Origin of the sequence: Pseudomonas sp., from assembly GCF_049300855.1 — a bacterium.
Taxonomy (GTDB): domain Bacteria; phylum Pseudomonadota; class Gammaproteobacteria; order Pseudomonadales; family Pseudomonadaceae; genus Aquipseudomonas.
The window spans coordinates 1-15340 of the sequence record NZ_JBAQKH010000001.1; the positions used below are offsets into that span (position 1 = coordinate 1).

At 59.7% G+C, this 15340-nt stretch carries 16 protein-coding genes; 3 read left to right on the top strand and 13 right to left on the bottom strand.

Features of this window, described 5'->3' with window-relative positions:
• Window positions 1-4: 4 nt before the first annotated feature.
• On the bottom strand, window positions 5-1189 hold the full coding sequence (nhaA, locus tag WA225_RS00005) for a Na+/H+ antiporter NhaA (RefSeq protein ID WP_422606399.1): 1185 nt from the start codon (window positions 1187-1189) through the stop codon (window positions 5-7).
• Between the two features lie 251 nt (window positions 1190-1440).
• Between nhaA and WA225_RS00010 the strand changes: the two genes are divergently transcribed.
• A complete protein-coding gene (locus WA225_RS00010; RefSeq protein ID WP_422606400.1) occupies window positions 1441-2535 on the top strand; it encodes a PLP-dependent cysteine synthase family protein in 1095 nt (364 codons plus the stop codon).
• A gap of 136 nt (window positions 2536-2671) precedes the next feature.
• Here WA225_RS00010 and WA225_RS00015 read toward each other — a convergent pair whose 3' ends face one another.
• From WA225_RS00015 to WA225_RS00025, 3 genes are all read right to left on the bottom strand, one after another.
• Complete coding sequence (locus tag WA225_RS00015) at window positions 2672-4285, bottom strand: NAD(P)/FAD-dependent oxidoreductase (RefSeq protein WP_422606401.1); 1614 nt, start codon at window positions 4283-4285, stop codon at window positions 2672-2674.
• 97 nt (window positions 4286-4382) lie between these two features.
• Window positions 4383-5036, bottom strand: coding sequence for a COG3650 family protein (locus tag WA225_RS00020; RefSeq protein WP_422606402.1), 654 nt, complete (start codon window positions 5034-5036; stop codon window positions 4383-4385).
• A gap of 59 nt (window positions 5037-5095) precedes the next feature.
• Window positions 5096-5695 (bottom strand): short chain dehydrogenase, encoded by a 600-nt coding sequence (locus WA225_RS00025; protein WP_122845047.1) that lies wholly within the window; start codon window positions 5693-5695, stop codon window positions 5096-5098.
• Window positions 5696-5799: 104 nt separating this feature from the next.
• Here WA225_RS00025 and WA225_RS00030 point away from each other — a divergent pair, with 104 nt between their 5' ends.
• Entirely contained in the window at window positions 5800-6714 is a 915-nt protein-coding gene (locus WA225_RS00030) for a LysR family transcriptional regulator (RefSeq protein WP_422606403.1), read from the top strand.
• 17 nt (window positions 6715-6731) lie between these two features.
• Here WA225_RS00030 and WA225_RS00035 read toward each other — a convergent pair whose 3' ends face one another.
• The 9 genes from WA225_RS00035 to WA225_RS00075 all read right to left on the bottom strand — a co-directional run bounded on the left by WA225_RS00035 (window position 6732) and on the right by WA225_RS00075 (window position 14407).
• The gene (locus WA225_RS00035; RefSeq protein ID WP_422606404.1) at window positions 6732-7208 is read right to left on the bottom strand and encodes a DoxX family protein; all 477 of its coding nucleotides are present in this window, start codon (window positions 7206-7208) and stop codon (window positions 6732-6734) included.
• Window positions 7205-7963 carry a putative DNA-binding domain-containing protein gene (locus tag WA225_RS00040; RefSeq protein ID WP_422606405.1) on the bottom strand — a complete coding sequence of 253 codons (759 nt, stop codon included), beginning with the start codon at window positions 7961-7963 and terminating at the stop codon, window positions 7205-7207. Before WA225_RS00040 ends, WA225_RS00035 begins: the two co-directional genes overlap by 4 nt.
• Window positions 7960-8847, bottom strand: coding sequence for a DUF692 domain-containing protein (locus WA225_RS00045; protein WP_422606406.1), 888 nt, complete (start codon window positions 8845-8847; stop codon window positions 7960-7962). The genes WA225_RS00040 and WA225_RS00045 overlap by 4 nt, the downstream gene beginning before the upstream one ends.
• Window positions 8848-8872: 25 nt before the next feature.
• Window positions 8873-9178 carry a DUF2282 domain-containing protein gene (locus WA225_RS00050; protein WP_422606407.1) on the bottom strand — a complete coding sequence of 102 codons (306 nt, stop codon included), beginning with the start codon at window positions 9176-9178 and terminating at the stop codon, window positions 8873-8875.
• A 228-nt stretch (window positions 9179-9406) separates the two neighbouring features.
• Complete coding sequence (locus WA225_RS00055) at window positions 9407-10108, bottom strand: ABC transporter ATP-binding protein (protein ID WP_008082262.1); 702 nt, start codon at window positions 10106-10108, stop codon at window positions 9407-9409.
• The gene (gene livG, locus WA225_RS00060; RefSeq protein WP_077571419.1) at window positions 10109-10876 is read right to left on the bottom strand and encodes a high-affinity branched-chain amino acid ABC transporter ATP-binding protein LivG; all 768 of its coding nucleotides are present in this window, start codon (window positions 10874-10876) and stop codon (window positions 10109-10111) included.
• On the bottom strand, window positions 10873-12129 hold the full coding sequence (locus WA225_RS00065) for a high-affinity branched-chain amino acid ABC transporter permease LivM (RefSeq protein ID WP_108225280.1): 1257 nt from the start codon (window positions 12127-12129) through the stop codon (window positions 10873-10875). Before WA225_RS00065 ends, livG begins: the two co-directional genes overlap by 4 nt.
• A complete protein-coding gene (gene livH, locus WA225_RS00070; RefSeq protein ID WP_034154997.1) occupies window positions 12126-13049 on the bottom strand; it encodes a high-affinity branched-chain amino acid ABC transporter permease LivH in 924 nt (307 codons plus the stop codon). The genes WA225_RS00065 and livH overlap by 4 nt, the downstream gene beginning before the upstream one ends.
• Window positions 13050-13279: 230 nt before the next feature.
• Window positions 13280-14407 carry a branched-chain amino acid ABC transporter substrate-binding protein gene (locus WA225_RS00075; protein WP_053117839.1) on the bottom strand — a complete coding sequence of 376 codons (1128 nt, stop codon included), beginning with the start codon at window positions 14405-14407 and terminating at the stop codon, window positions 13280-13282.
• A gap of 352 nt (window positions 14408-14759) precedes the next feature.
• Between WA225_RS00075 and WA225_RS00080 the strand changes: the two genes are divergently transcribed.
• Window positions 14760-15080 (top strand): DUF2288 domain-containing protein, encoded by a 321-nt coding sequence (locus WA225_RS00080; protein WP_422606408.1) that lies wholly within the window; start codon window positions 14760-14762, stop codon window positions 15078-15080.
• Window positions 15081-15340: the final 260 nt, after the last annotated feature.

A 15340-nucleotide genomic window follows, 5' to 3' on the forward strand; every position in this document is an offset into this window, starting at 1 on the left:
GAGGTTATATCGGTTGGGCGTTCTTGCGACTCGCCGCCGCCGTCACCGCATAACCAATCAACGCCGCCAGAATCGAGCCGGTCAAAATGCCCATCCGGTCCATCCCGGCGTAATCGCTCACGCCCGGTTCAAACGCCAGCGAGCCGACAAACAGGCTCATGGTGAAGCCGATACCGCAAAGGATCGCTACGCCCATGACCTGACCCCAGTTGGCGCCTTGGGGCAGGGTGGCGATGCCGATCTTCACGGCCAGCCAGGTCAGGCCGAACACACCGACGGTCTTGCCCAGCAGCAGGCCTACCGCAATCCCCATTGGCACGTGGTGAGTGAAGCTTTCGACAGTGACACCGCTCAGTGAAAGGCCAGCGTTGGCGAAAGCGAACAGCGGCAGAATGCCGTAGGCCACCCACGGGTGCAGCGCATGTTCGAGAGTCAGCAGCGGCGACGGCTCGGCGTTTTTCGTGCGCAACGGGATGCAGAAGGCCAACGTCACGCCCGCCAGCGTTGCATGGACACCGCTCTTGAGTACGCAAACCCAGAGGATCAAACCAATGATCATATACGGACCGAGCTTGACCACTCCAAGCCGGTTCATCGCCACCAGCGCCGCGATGCACGCCGCCGCCAGACCCAGCGACAGGGTCGAGAGTTCGCCGGAATAGAAGATCGCGATGATCACGATGGCGCCGAGGTCATCGATGATCGCCAGGGTCATCAGGAACAGCTTCAGCGACACCGGCACGCGCTTGCCGAGCAGGGCCAGCACGCCGAGGGCGAAGGCAATGTCGGTGGCGGTCGGGATCGCCCAGCCATCGAGGGCTGCCGGGTTGTCACGGTTGAGGAACCAGTAGATCAGCGCCGGCACCAGCATGCCGCCGATCGCGGCCGCGCCGGGCAGGACGATTTGCGAGGGCTTCGACAGTTGGCCGTCGAGCACTTCGCGCTTCACTTCCAGGCCGATGAGCAGGAAGAACATCGCCATCAGACCGTCGTTGATCCACAGCAGCAGGGGTTTAGCGATTTTCAACGCACCGATCTGCGCCACCACCGGGGTGTCGAGCAGGCCGGTGTACAGCCACGACAGTGGCGAGTTGTTGATAATCAGGGCGAGGACAGCCGCGGCGATCAATAACAGACCGCTGGCAGCTTCCAACTGAAAGAAACGCGTGAAAGTGCTACGCAGAGGCAAGGTCGCTCTCCATCGAATCGTCAAAAAGGTGGGACACCCTAACCCGTACCGTTAGTTGTTAAAACAAAAGTTATATTCTTTTTTGTTATATGTCGTTACAAGGTGTCTGGCTCAAGTCACGCTGAGCCTAGCAGTTGCCTGACATATTGAGACTCAGCTGTATCTGTGCGGGCTGTAGGTTTTTTCCTAAGCTGATGAGTGAGCCCTTTGAACAGATTCTTCTCCTGCCCGATTCAACGAGAACCCTCACCATGAGCGACAACCGACAGTGGGCCCGCGAAGCCATCCGCATTATCGAGGCGGATTTCCAGCGCAGCGCCGACACCCACCTGATTCCTTTGCCGTTGCCGGGTTTTGCGGGCATCGAGTTGTATTTCAAGGATGAGTCCAGTCATCCGACCGGCAGCCTCAAACATCGTCTGGCCCGCTCGCTGTTTCTCTATGCGCTGTGTAACGGCTGGCTGAAACCCGGCGCGCCGGTGATCGAGGCGTCCAGCGGTTCGACGGCGATTTCCGAAGCGTACTTCGCGCGGATGCTCGGCCTGCCGTTTATTGCGGTGATGCCGGCGACCACCTCCAAAGAGAAGATCGCGCAGATCGCCTTCTACGGTGGCCAAAGCCATCTGGTGAAAGATCCCACGCAGATCTACGCCGAATCCGAGCGTCTGGCCCGCGAGCATGGCGGCCACTTCATCGACCAGTTCACCTACGCTGAACGCGCCACCGACTGGCGCGCGAACAACAACATCGCCGAGTCGATCTTCCAGCAGATGCGTTATGAAAAGCACCCGGAACCGAGCTGGCTGATTTCCAGCCCCGGTACCGGCGGCACCACCGCGACGCTCGGTCGTTACGTGCGCTATCGCCAGCATTGCACGCGCGTGCTGTGCGCGGATGCCGAGCGTTCGGTGTTCTTCGATTACTACCAGACTGGCGACGCCAGTTTGCGCCTGGAGTGCGGCTCGCGGATTGAAGGCATTGGCCGGCCGCGCGTCGAGGCGTCGTTCCTGCCCAAGGTGATCGATGCGATGGTCAAGGTGCCAGACGCCTTGTCGCTGGCGGCCATGCATTATCTGGCGCAGCGGCTGGGACGGCATGTCGGCGGGTCGAGCGGGACCAATCTGATCGGCGCCTTGATGGCGGCGCAGCAGATGAAAGCGGCGGGGGAGTCGGGGTCAATCGTGGCGATTCTGTGCGATGGCGGCGAGCGGTATGCCGACACCTATTACGATCAGGATTGGCTGAAGGCGCAGGGGTATGAGTTGGCCGGGTTGATCGAGGCGGTGGCGGCGAGTGCCGAGCGCGGCGAGCCGCTGCCGACTTCAGTCCTGCGCGCCAATATCTGAAGGAACGCAAAAACCAATGTGGGAGCGAGCTTGCTCGCGAAGGCGTCATCTCATTCAACATCATCATTGACTGAAATAGCGCTTTCGCGAGCAAGCTCGCTCCCACAGGGTTTTGTGTTGGGTCAGCGAGTGCTGATCAAGCTTCGAGGCCGAGAATATCGCGCGCCACGGCTTCAGCAATGCGAATCCCGTCAACACCCGCCGACAGAATCCCGCCCGCATAACCCGCGCCTTCACCGGCCGGGAACAAGCCCTTCACGTTCATGCTTTGCAGCGTTTCGTTACGGGTAATCCGCAATGGCGAAGAGGTGCGCGTCTCAATGCCGGTCAACACCGCATCATGCAGCGAGTAGCCGCGAATCTGCTTCTCGAACGCCGGCAACGCTTCACGAATCGCTTCAATCGCAAAGTCCGGCAGCGCCAGGGCCAAGTCGCCCAGGGCCACGCCCGGTTTGTACGACGGCTCGACTTCGCCCAGTTCGGTCGAAGGAATGTCGTTGATGAAGTCGCCAACCAGTTGCGCCGGGGCTTTGTAATCGCTGCCGCCGAGAATAAAGGCGTGGGATTCCAGGCGTTCCTGCAACTCGATGCCGGCCAGCGGCCCCCCCGGATAATCGACTTCCGGGGTAATGCCAACGACGATGCCGGAGTTGGCGTTGCGCTCGTTACGCGAGTACTGACTCATGCCGTTGGTAACCACGCGATTCGGCTCGGAGGTCGCCGCGACCACGGTACCGCCCGGGCACATGCAGAAGCTGTAGACCGAGCGGCCGTTCTTGGCGTGGTGCACCAGTTTGTAGTCGGCGGCACCCAGTTTCGGGTGGCCGGCGTACTTGCCCAGACGCGCACGGTCGATCAGCGATTGCGGGTGTTCGATGCGGAAACCCACCGAAAACGGCTTGGCTTCCATGAACACGCCACGGCTGTGGAGCATGCGGAACGTGTCACGGGCGCTGTGGCCGAGGGCCAGAACCACGTGTTTCGAATGCAGGGTTTCGCCGCTGGCCAATTGCACGCCGACCAGTTGGCCGTCTTCGATCAGCACGTCGGTGACGCGTTCCTGGAAGCGTACTTCGCCGCCCAGTTCACGGATCTGCTCGCGCATGTTTTCGACCATGCCGGTCAGACGGAACGTACCGATGTGCGGTTTGCTGACGTAGAGGATTTCTTCCGGGGCGCCGGCCTTGACGAACTCGTGCAGGACTTTACGGCCAAGGAACTTCGGATCCTTGATCTGGCTATAGAGTTTGCCGTCGGAGAACGTGCCCGCGCCGCCTTCGCCGAACTGCACGTTGGACTCGGGGTTGAGCACGCTTTTACGCCACAGGCCCCAAGTGTCTTTGGTGCGTTGACGGACTTCGGTGCCGCGTTCGAGGACGATTGGCTTGAAGCCCATTTGTGCCAGCAGCAGGCCAGCGAAGATTCCGCACGGGCCGAAACCGACGACGATCGGGCGCTGGCTCAGGTCGCTCGGCGCTTGACCGACGAATTTGTAGCTGACATCCGGCGCCACGTTGACGTTACGGTCGTCGGCGAACTTGCCCAACACCTTGGCCTCATCGCGCACCTGGAGGTCGATGGTGTAGATGAAGCACAGTTCGGAGGACTTTTTTCGCGCATCGTAGCTGCGCTTGAACAAGGTGAAATCGAGCAAGTCATCGCTGGCGATGCCCAGGCGCTGCACGATGGCAGGGCGCAGGTCTTCTTCGGGATGGTCGATTGGCAGCTTGAGTTCAGTGATTCGTAACATGGCGAGGATCCGGATTCGCGGGGCGCACAACTGCGCCAGGGCGTTTGAAGGCCGCGATTATAAGCCGCAAAGGCCGGATCCGGTGAGGCTAAAACGCTCAGTCGTTACGCGATCCGCCGAAATACCCGCAACCACGCTGCACCTGACCGTCGATGCGCAACTCGGCGCTCATGTGTTGCACGCTACCGGTGCTGCTGTCGACGCAGCGCTGTGGCGCGACCCACAGTTCGATGCGCTGGTTGTTGGCTTCGCTGCTCAGATTGAAACGGCCATCGCCCAGTTGTTCTTCAACATACGGCACAGCGAGTGGTGGCTGGCCGTCGCGGTCGATGACCATGCCTTTGCCGCTGACCTTGACGTTCCATTCCGGGCCATGGCCGGCGGCGCGCAGGATCAGCAGTTTGAAATTGGGGTCGTCGCAGGCTGTGCCGGAACGCTCGACTCGGTACAGCTGAGTCAGGTCGAGGCGGTCACCGGCGACCTTGCCGCGCACATCGGCGAACAGTTTGCCTTGCTCGTCGGCGAGGGTCGCGGCTTCTTGCAGGATGCTGGTGCCACCGATGTCATTGACGATGAGTTGGCGCTGATCCTGGCATGGCTGGAACACCAGTTTGCCTTCAGCGGCGGTCAGTTGCCCCTGCATCCGCGTCTGCCCGACGTGCGAGGCGCTTTCTCGCTGGCCGTCGAACAACTGGCAAGCGGCAAACAACGGCAGTAGGACAACAACGACTAACGAACGGGCAACACGCATCTTCGGCTCTCCAGACAAGTGCCGCCACGTTACGCAGCCTGACCGTTCATCACAAGGGTTTAGCCCACGTGAAATGTCTGACCTGTCTGCAAGCCTTCGACACTTTTCGCGTAGGCCAATGCCACATCCGCCGCAGGAACCGGCTTGTAGCCACGGAAATACGGGGCGTAACTGCCCATGGCTTCGAGCAGTACAGTCGGGCTGATCGAGTTCACGCGCAAGCCGCGCGGCAGTTCGATGGCGGCGGCGCGCACGAAGCTGTCCAGCGCACCGTTGACCAGCGCTGCCGAGGCACCGCTGCGAATCGGATCGTGGCTGAGCACGCCGGTGGTGAAGGTGAACGAGGCGCCGTCGTTGGCGAACTCGCGGCCGATCAACAGCAGATTGACCTGGCCCATCAGTTTGTCTTTGAGGCCGAGGGCGAAACTGTCTTCAGTCATTTCGCCCAGCGGTGCGAAGGTGACGTTGCCGGCAGCGCAGACCAGTGCATCGAACTTGCCGGTCTGTTCGAACAGCTTGCGGATCGATGCGCTGTCACTGATATCGACGTTGAAATCGCCGCTTTTGCGACCGATACGAATGACTTCATGGCGTTGCGACAGCTCTTTGTCCACGGCCGAACCGATGGTGCCACCAGCGCCTATCAACAGAATCTTCATCGTGCTGTGCCTCAAGTGATTGAACGAGGTTTCAGTCTAGAGTGGTTTTTTCTGCGGATAAGCGCGCTAATGGGCAACCTTTGGTTTTCAAATGGAAACAATCCATGAGCGAAATGGATGATCTGGCGGCGTTCGCGGTGTTGATCGAAGCGGGGAGTTTCACCTTGGCCGCGCAGCAATTGGGCTGCAGCAAGGGGCAGTTGTCTAAACGCATCAGCCAACTGGAAGCGCGATTTGCCGTGGTGCTGCTGCAACGCACCACCCGGCGCTTGAGCCTGACTGCCGCCGGCGCGGCATTGCTGCCGCAAGCCCAAGCGCTGGTCGTCCAGGTGGAACGGGCGCGTCAGGCCTTGGCGCGGCTGAAAGACGATATGGCAGGGCCGGTGCGAATGACGGTGCCGGTGTCGCTGGGGGAAACCTTCTTCGAGGGGCTGCTGCTGGAGTTTTCGCAGCAATACCCCGAGGTGCAGATCGAGCTTGAGTTGAATAACAGTTACCGCGAGCTGTCACGGGACGGTTTTGATCTGGCGATCCGTAGCGAGGTGGCCAATGATGAGCGCCTGGTGGCCAAACCGTTGCTGGCCTGGCAGGAAATGACCTGCGCCAGCCCGGCCTATCTCGAGCGCTTCGGTGAGCCGCTGACGCCACAGGCACTGGCCGAACATCGGTGCCTACTCAACAGCCACTACAGCGGTCGCGAAGAATGGCTGTATCACCAGCAACACGAATTGCTGCGGGTGCGGGTGTCGGGGCCGTTTGCCAGCAACCATTACAGCTTGCTCAAGAAAGCCGCGCTGGCGGGTGCCGGAATTGCGCGGTTGCCTTCGTATCTGCTGCAAGCAGAATTGGCGGACGGACGCTTGCGCTGGTTGCTGCGCGATTTTCAGACCCGACGCATGCCGATGTACCTGGTGCATCCGTATCAGGGCGGACTGCCGAAACGCACGCAGGTGTTGGCGGATTACTTGATCGGCTGGTTCAAGCGCAGCGGCGAGGCGCTGGATCGCCTCCAGCGCTGAGCCCAAAAGGGTTTTGCTTATTTTGCGAATCGGCGGGCGATCAGGTGATCGATCGACAACTTGCCCGGGCCGGTCGCCATCAGATACAGCAACACCGCCGCCCAGGTGCCGTGAGTCGGATAGGCATCGGGGTACACAAACAGCTGAATGGTCAGCGTCATGCCCAACAACGCCAATGCCGAAAACCGTGTGGCGAAGCCGATCAGGATCAGCAGCGGAAAAAAGTGCTCGGCAAAAGCGGCCATGTGCGCGGCAATCTCTGGCGACAGCAGGGGCACGTGGTATTCGCTTTTGAACAGTGGAATCGTCGAGTCGGCCAGACGTGGCCAACCAAGCTGAAAGGTGCCGTCGATCAAGTCGATGGCCAGCCCTTCGACCTTGGTCTGCCCGGACTTCCAGAACACCGCCGCAATCGAGAAACGGGCAATGAAGGCGATCAGGCTGTGGGGGATTTTCCCCAGCAGCGCGATGGCGCGGGTGATGAGGTTGTTCATGGCAGTTCCTTGTTGTGCAGGTGAGTGATGACGTTGCGAGCGATCAGCAAGCCGAGGGTTTGGCCGAGATCGAATTCCGGGCTGTTTTCCGCTGCTGCCAACAAGGGCTGGCCAGCAATCAGGTGACGAATAAACACGCTGGCACCGGGTTCCAACGCAAATACCTCGACCTCCAGACCGTTGCGCAGCACCAGTGCGTGCTGCCCGTGGTTGACGTCGATGTGCTCCAGCGTTAGGTCCCGCTGATGAGCGGCCCAGATCGCAACCACGGCGTAGGCTGAGTCGAGCAGATGCAAAGAGGGGTGAAGGTGCAGGCGCAGGTCAATCAAGGCCTGAGGGGCGGTCAGTGCGGCGGTGATGTGCTCCGGCCGCACCGCAGTTGCGTCAGCGGCGTGATAGGCGCAAGTGCGCAGGTGTTCAAGGCGTGCCACGTCTGCCAGATATGGCACGCTGGCGGCCGGTTCAAACGCGGCAATGAAGTCCGCGAACGCTTCGCCATAACGGTTCATCAACGGATTTTGGGGCGGTTGTTGCTGTACGAAAACGGCGGCCATGGCGCGGAAAAATTCCTCGCCTGTCAATTGCACAACCACCGGGTAACTGTCCGCCAGCGCATTGATCAGTGAGCCCTGCACGTTGTTGCGATACACCGAAAAACGGCTCGCGGGATCTGCCCCGTTGGGGCTGCAGAGGCCATCGGGGCAGGGCAGCCGCACATCGAGCAGCGCAGCGCTGAACGCGGCTTGAGTACTCATGACCGACTCCCGGCGCCCATCAGCAACGCATCGGCCTGCTGTGCTTCGGCCAGCAACACCTCGAATGAAGGCACCTGATTGTCGCGTTCGATCAACGTCGCCACCGGGCCGATGCGCGCCAGTGCCTGTCGGTACAAATTCCACACGGCCTGATCAATCGGCGCCCCGTGGTCGTCAATGAGCAAACGATCACCGAGGCTGTCGGAATCTTCGGCAAACCCGGCCAGGTGAATTTCGCCTACTGCGTGCAGCGGTAACTCATCGAGGTAAGTCAGCGGATCACGCTGATGATTCACGCAAGAAACGTAGACATTGTTGACGTCCAGCAGCAAACCGCAGCCGCTGCGGCGGACGACCTCGGCGATGAATTCAGGCTCATCGATGGTCGAGCGCTGAAACGCCAGATAGGTTGCCGGGTTCTCCAGCAGCATGGGGCGCTTGAGGCTGTTCTGCACCTGATCGATATGCTCACAGACGCGCTTCAGCGTCGGCATGTCATAGGCCAGCGGCAGCAGGTCATTGAGAAATACCGGGCCGTGGCTCGACCACGCCAGGTGTTCGGAAAAGGATTGTGGTTGATAGCGTTCGATCAACTCGGCAAGGCGCTTGAGATGCTGCTGATCCAGCGGCCTTTCAGCGCCGATGGACAAGCCGACACCGTGTAGCGACAGCGGATACTGCTCGCGGATCAAACCGAGAAAATGATGAAACGGACCGCCGGCGACCATGTAGTTTTCGGCGTGGACTTCAAAGAAACCGATGTCCGGTTGTGAACCGAGCACTTCACGGAAGTGCCCGGTCTTGAGCCCCAGCCCGGCACGGGGCGCAAGCCCGGTGAGGGCTGCCTGAGTGCAGGAGGGGGCATGGTCATTGATTGTGAACATGATCGTCACTCAGGCAGATTGCGGATCAGGACTTGGCTTTGAACGCTTCCATCTGGCCGAAACCGGTCGGCGAGGTTTTGCTCTCAGTGGTAGCGCAGGTGCCTTTCGGAACGAGTTTCCAGGCGTTGGCCTGATAGTCCATTTTCGCCGTGCCGGCACAGGTAGTGCCTGCACCGGCGGCGCAATCGTTGTGACCTTTCATGGCCACGCCGAAGCATTTCTCCATGTCGGCGTCAGCGGCGTGGGCGGTGGAGACGGCGCCGATGCTCAAGGCCGAGCCGAGGGCCAGAACCAGGGCAGTTGCGGACAGGGTGCGAGTGGTAGCAGTCATGATGTTTCTCCAGTCTTGGTCAGGGTTTTTACAAGCGGTTTGTGCTTGCTTACCCCACTAGAGAAAGCTCATGGCGATGCGTTACAGCGGGGCTCAAATCTTTTCCAGAATTTTTCCTGACACCGCTGTCCCCATGCAGGAGTGAGCCTGCTCGCGATGGGTTGGAGGTTTATGGTGAGCATAAAAAAACGGCCCGAAGGCCGTTTTTTTTGTGGGGTGTGAAATGCATCAACCGCCGAGGTACGCCTCGCGTACTTTCGGGTCGGTCAGCAGTGCTTCGCCGGTGCCTTGCATGACCACGCGGCCGTTCTCCAGAACGTAGGCGCGGTCAGCGATTTTCAGCGCCTGGTTGGCGTTCTGCTCGACCAGGAACACCGTTACACCGTCCTTGCGCAGCATTTCGATGATGTCGAAAATCTGCTGGATGATGATCGGTGCCAGACCCAGCGACGGCTCGTCGAGCAGCAGCAGCTTGGGCTTGCTCATCAGCGCCCGGCCGATGGCGAGCATTTGCTGTTCGCCGCCGGACATGGTGCCGCCGCGCTGGTTGAAGCGTTCTTTCAGGCGCGGGAACAGGCCGAGGACCTTGTCCATTTGCTCCTGATAGTCGCCCTTGTCGGTGAAGAAACCGCCCATGGAGAGGTTTTCTTCAACGGTCAGACGGGCAAACACCCGACGACCTTCCGGCACCACCGCGATGCTTTTGCGCATGATCTGCGACGAGTCCTGGCCGACCAGTTCCTCACCCATGTAGCGGATGCTGCCGCTGTGCGCCTGCGGCGAACCGCAGAGCGTCATCAGCAGCGTCGACTTGCCGGCACCGTTGGCGCCGATCAGGGTCACGATCTCGCCCTGACGGACTTCGACGTTGACGCTGTGCAGGGCCTGGATCTTGCCGTAGAAGGTGGAAACGTTTTCGAACTGCAGCATTTACGCTTCCCCCAGGTAGGCTTTGATCACTTCAGGATTGTCGCGGATCTGTTCCGGTGTGCCGTCGGCCAGAGGCGTGCCCTGGTTGATCACGACGATGTGGTCGGAAATGCTCATGACCAGTTTCATGTCGTGTTCGATCAGCAGCACGGTGACGTTGTGCTCTTCACGCAGCACGCTGATCAGCGCCTTGAGGTCTTCGGTTTCCTTCGGGTTCAGGCCGGCAGCCGGTTCGTCGAGCATGAGGATCCGTGGACGGGTCATCATGCAGCGGGCGATTTCCAGACGCCGTTGCTGACCGTACGCCAGCGTGCCGGCGGTACGGTTGGCGAACTCTTTGAGGTTGACCTTTTCCAGCCAGTACTCGGCAAACTCCATGGCCTCGCGCTCGCTTTTGCGGAACGCCGGGGTCTTGAACAGGCCGGCCAGGAAGTTGGTGTTCAGGTGACGGTGCTGGGCGATCAACAGGTTCTCGACCGCCGTCATGTCCTTGAACAAACGCACGTTCTGGAAGGTGCGCACCACGCCTTTGAGGGCGATCTTGTGGCCCGGCAGGCCTTGAATCGGCTCGCCGTCCAAAAGGATGCTACCGCCAGTTGGCTGATAGAAACCGGTCAGGCAGTTGAACACGGTGGTCTTGCCCGCGCCGTTCGGCCCGATCAGTGCAACCACCTGTTTTTCCTTGACGGTCAGGGCCACGCCGTTGACCGCCAGCAAGCCGCCGAAGCGCATGCTCAGGTTTTCGACTTTAAGAATCTCGCGGCTCATTTTCGCAACTCCATGTGTGGGCGTTGCATCGGCAGCAGACCTTGTGGACGCCAGATCATCATCAACACCATCAGCGCACCGAACATCAACATGCGGTACTCGCTGAACTCACGCATCATTTCCGGCAACAGGATCATCACCACGGCCGCCAGGATCACACCCAACTGCGAGCCCATGCCACCCAGCACGACGATGGCGAGGATGATCGCCGACTCGATGAAGGTGAACGACTCCGGGGTCACCAGACCCTGACGGGCAGCGAAGAAGCTACCGGCGAAACCGGCGAAGCTCGCACCGAGGGTGAACGCCGACAGCTTGATGATCGTCGGATTCAGACCCAGTGCCCGGCAGGCGATTTCATCCTCACGCAGCGCTTCCCACGCACGGCCGATCGGCATGCGCAGCAGACGGTTGATGATGAACAGCGCCGCCAGCGCCAGCAACAGAGCAACCAGGTAAAGGAAAATCACCTTGTTGATCGAGTTGTATTCGAGGCCGAAGTATTCGTGGAAAGTCTGCATGCCTTCCGCCGCTTTACGCTCGAAGGTCAGGCCGAAGAACGTCGGTTTCTCGATGTTGCTGATGCCGTTCGGACCGCCAGTGATGTCGGTCAGGTTACGCAGGAACAGACGGATGATCTCGCCGAAGCCGAGGGTCACGATCGCCAGATAGTCACCGCGCAAACGCAACACCGGGAAGCCCAGCAGGAAGCCGAACGTCGCCGCCATCAGGCCGGCAATCGGCAGGCAGATCCAGAAGCTCAAGCCGTAGTAGTGCGACAGCAGCGCGTAGCTGTAGGCGCCGACGGCGTAGAAGCCGACGTAACCGAGGTCGAGCAGACCGGCCAGACCGACGACGATGTTCAGACCGAGGCCAAGCATCACGTAGATGAGGATCAGCGTCGCGATATCCACTGCGCCCCGCGAGCCGAAGAACGGCCACACCAGCGCACCGATGATCAACGCAATGATGAAGTAGCGCTGCGTGGTCGGCAGGGTCAGGAAGTTGCTCGCCTTCGCCGGGATCAATGGCAGGCCCGGCGAGGAATTCCACGCCTTGCTGATCTGCTGGTTGAACAGCACCCGCAGGAACATCAGCACCGAGCAGATGGCGATGGTCGCCAGAATCATCGGGCTGGTGTTATGCACTTCGAGGTTGATGCCGACGATGGTCAGTTTCAGACCGAGTACCGGGTAGGCCACGGCCCACACCAGCAAGGCACTGAAGAGTGCCTGTTTAAGATTCCTAGTCATACTTTCTCAACCTCCGGACGGCCCAGAATGCCGGTCGGACGGAACAACAGCACCAGAACCAACAAGCCGAAAGCCACGACGTCCTTGTACTGGTCGCCGAAGATATCGGCACCAAAGGCTTCCGCCACCCCAAGCACCAACCCGCCGAGCATGGCGCCGGGGATGCTGCCGATGCCGCCGAGTACCGCAGCGGTGAAGGCTTTGAGGCCGACGAGGAAACCGGCGTTCGGGTTGATCACGCCGTATTGCATGCTCAGCAGCACGGCCGCGATGGCCGCCAGCGCAGCACCAATGACGAAGGTCAGGGCGATGATGTTGTTGGTGTTGATGCCGAGCAGGTTGGCCATCTTGATGTCTTCGGCGCAGGCGCGGCAGGCGCGACCCAGGCGAGAGCGGGAGATGAACAGCGTCAGGCCGAGCATGGCGACCAGGGTCACTACGAACACCACGATTTGCATGTAGGAAATCAGCACTTCATGTGCGCCACCTGGCCCGAAGGAAATGTTCCCGGGGATCAGGTTGGGGATGGATTTGTCCTTGGAGTCTTGCGCCAGCAGAACCGTGTTCTGCAGGAAGATCGACATACCGATGGCGGAGATCAGCGGGATCAGACGGTTGCTGCCGCGCAGGGGGCGGTAGGCGATCCGTTCGATGCTGTAACCATAGGAACTGGTGACGACGATGCTCGCGATGAAGGCGGCGGTCATCAACAGCGGGACGTTGTCGATTCCCATCATGGCCAGTCCGGCGATGGCGATGAACGCCACGTAGGAACCGATCATGTACACCTCGCCGTGGGCGAAGTTGATCATTCCAATGATGCCGTAAACCATCGTATAGCCGATGGCAATCAGGGCATACGTGCTGCCAATGGTCAGGCCATTAACCAGCTGCTGGAAGAAGTGATAGAGGTCAGGCATTACAACGCTCCTAAAAACCTGATACGCATTTCACTGGTGGAGTCATTTTCCCGCCCGGCCCCGTGGATCTCTATCCACTTCGAATCCGGGTTTTGCCAGCGAACCGCTGATGACGGTTTTGAGATTTTCAGGTGGGGAGACTGGCGGATCACGCCAGCGCGGCCCATACATTCGTAAAACAAAGCCCACGGCACGCCGTGGGCTTTATTGGCAGTCAGTCAGGGCGCGCCTTACTGAGGGGATACTTCAGTTTTCGGTTTGCCGAAGTGCCACTCGTAAACCACAAATTTGAAGTCCTTCAGGTCGCCCTTGGCATCGAAGCTCAGGTCGCCGGTAGGGGTTTTGAAGGTGCCGGCGTGAATGGCTTCGGCCACTTTGGCCGGGTCTTCGGATTTGGCTGCGGTGATACCGCCGGCAATCACTTCAACCGCCGAGTAGGAAGGGAACACGAACGGGCCGCTCGGGTCTTCTTTCTTCGCTTTGAATGCATCAGCCAGGGCGATGTTGGCCGGATCCTGGTCGAAGGATTTCGGCAGGGTCACCAGCAGACCTTCGGAAGCGTCTTTGGCGATCTGCGAAATGGAGTCGTTACCCACGCCTTCCGGACCCATGAACTTGGCTTTCAGGCCTTTTTCAGCCGACTGACGCAGGATCAGGCCCAGCTCCGGGTGGTAGCCGCCGTAGTAAACGAAGTCGACGTTGGCTTGCTTGAGTTTGGCGATGATCGAGGAGAAGTCCTTGTCGCCGGCGTTGACGCCTTCGAACACGGCAACTTTCACGCCTTTCTTCTCAAGGGTCGATTTGACGGCGGTGGCGATGCCTTCACCGTATTGCTGCTTGTCGTGCAGCACAGCAACGATTTTCGGTTTCACGTGATCGGCAATGTAGTTACCGGCGGCAGGGCCCTGGGCGCTGTCCAGACCGATGGTACGGAAGACCATTTTGTAACCACGGGCGGTGATGTCCGGGCTGGTGGCAGCCGGGGTGATCATGATCACGCCTTCGTCTTCGTAGATGTCCGAAGCCGGTTGAGTGGAGCTGGAGCACAGGTGACCGACCACGAACTTGACGCCGTCGTTGACGACCTTGTTCGCCACCGCTACCGCTTGTTTCGGATCGCAGGCATCGTCGTATTCAACGGCTTCGAGTTTCTTGCCGTCGACGCCGCCCTTGGCGTTGATTTGTTCGATGGCCATTTTTGCGCCACTGAACTGCATGTCGCCGTACTGGGCTACTGGACCGGTTTTAGGACCGGCGATACCGATTTTGATGGTGTCAGCTGCGAACGAATGGCTGGCAACCCCGGCCAGAACCATAGCGGCAAACAGTTTGGAAATCTGCTTAGTAGCCTTAGTCATAGTGCTCCACTCTTACTGTTGTAATTTTTTTGAGTTCTGGCGCCGTAGCAGCAGAACCGGGTCAGATATCTTTGCGATACCCTCCGGAAATGCCCCCGGCAACTGTACCGGTACAGTGTAGAGCGCCGGTTGTCAGCCTGGGAAGCAGGCGCCGAGGGACAAAACTTGTGGGTGTCGCATTTTTGAATGAAAAAGACAGAATTGCGGCGGGGCGTTCGTGGGCATATATCCCAATCAGCAGCATTCCCTGGCGTTCCTGCTCTTTTCGTTCGGTGAAGCCATTTGCAACCGGGTTTTTCTGGCGGACCACCGACGTTATCATTCGCGTCGATTTCTTTTCCGGACAGTTCCCATGAATCAAGAACCTAGCACCCTCTATGCCAAGCTGCTTGGTGAAACCGCATCTATTACCTGGAAAGAGTTGGAGCCGTTCTTCGCCAAGGGTGCCCTATTGTGGGTCGACCCAACGCTGGATTTGATTGCTGCTGCTGAGGCCGTGGCCTCGGATGAAGGGGAGAAAGTCGCTGCCTGGCTGGCCGAAGACAAGGTCGCCAAGCTGTCTGAAACGCGGGCGCTGGATCTTTTCGAACGCGATCCGCAGCTCTGGGCAGTGGTGGTTTCGCCGTGGATTCTGATCCAGGAAAGGGCAGGCGCTGCTGACGCTGCACTCTGATGGTGCGGCCGCTGGGCGGCGAAAAGTGTGTAGCCGAGTAGCGTGATGGCACGTTGCCGTGAAGAAAGGCCACAAGCGAGGGTGGCATCACGGTGACGTAAACGTAACGGGAACAGTTCAGTAAGCAGCCTGACGGCTGCTTAATTGTTTCTGGATATGATCGTTCCCACGCTCCGCGTGGGAATGCATCAATGGACGCTCTGCGTCCGCTTTGGGACGCGGAGCGTCCCGGGCTGCATTCCTACGCAGAGCGTGGGAAC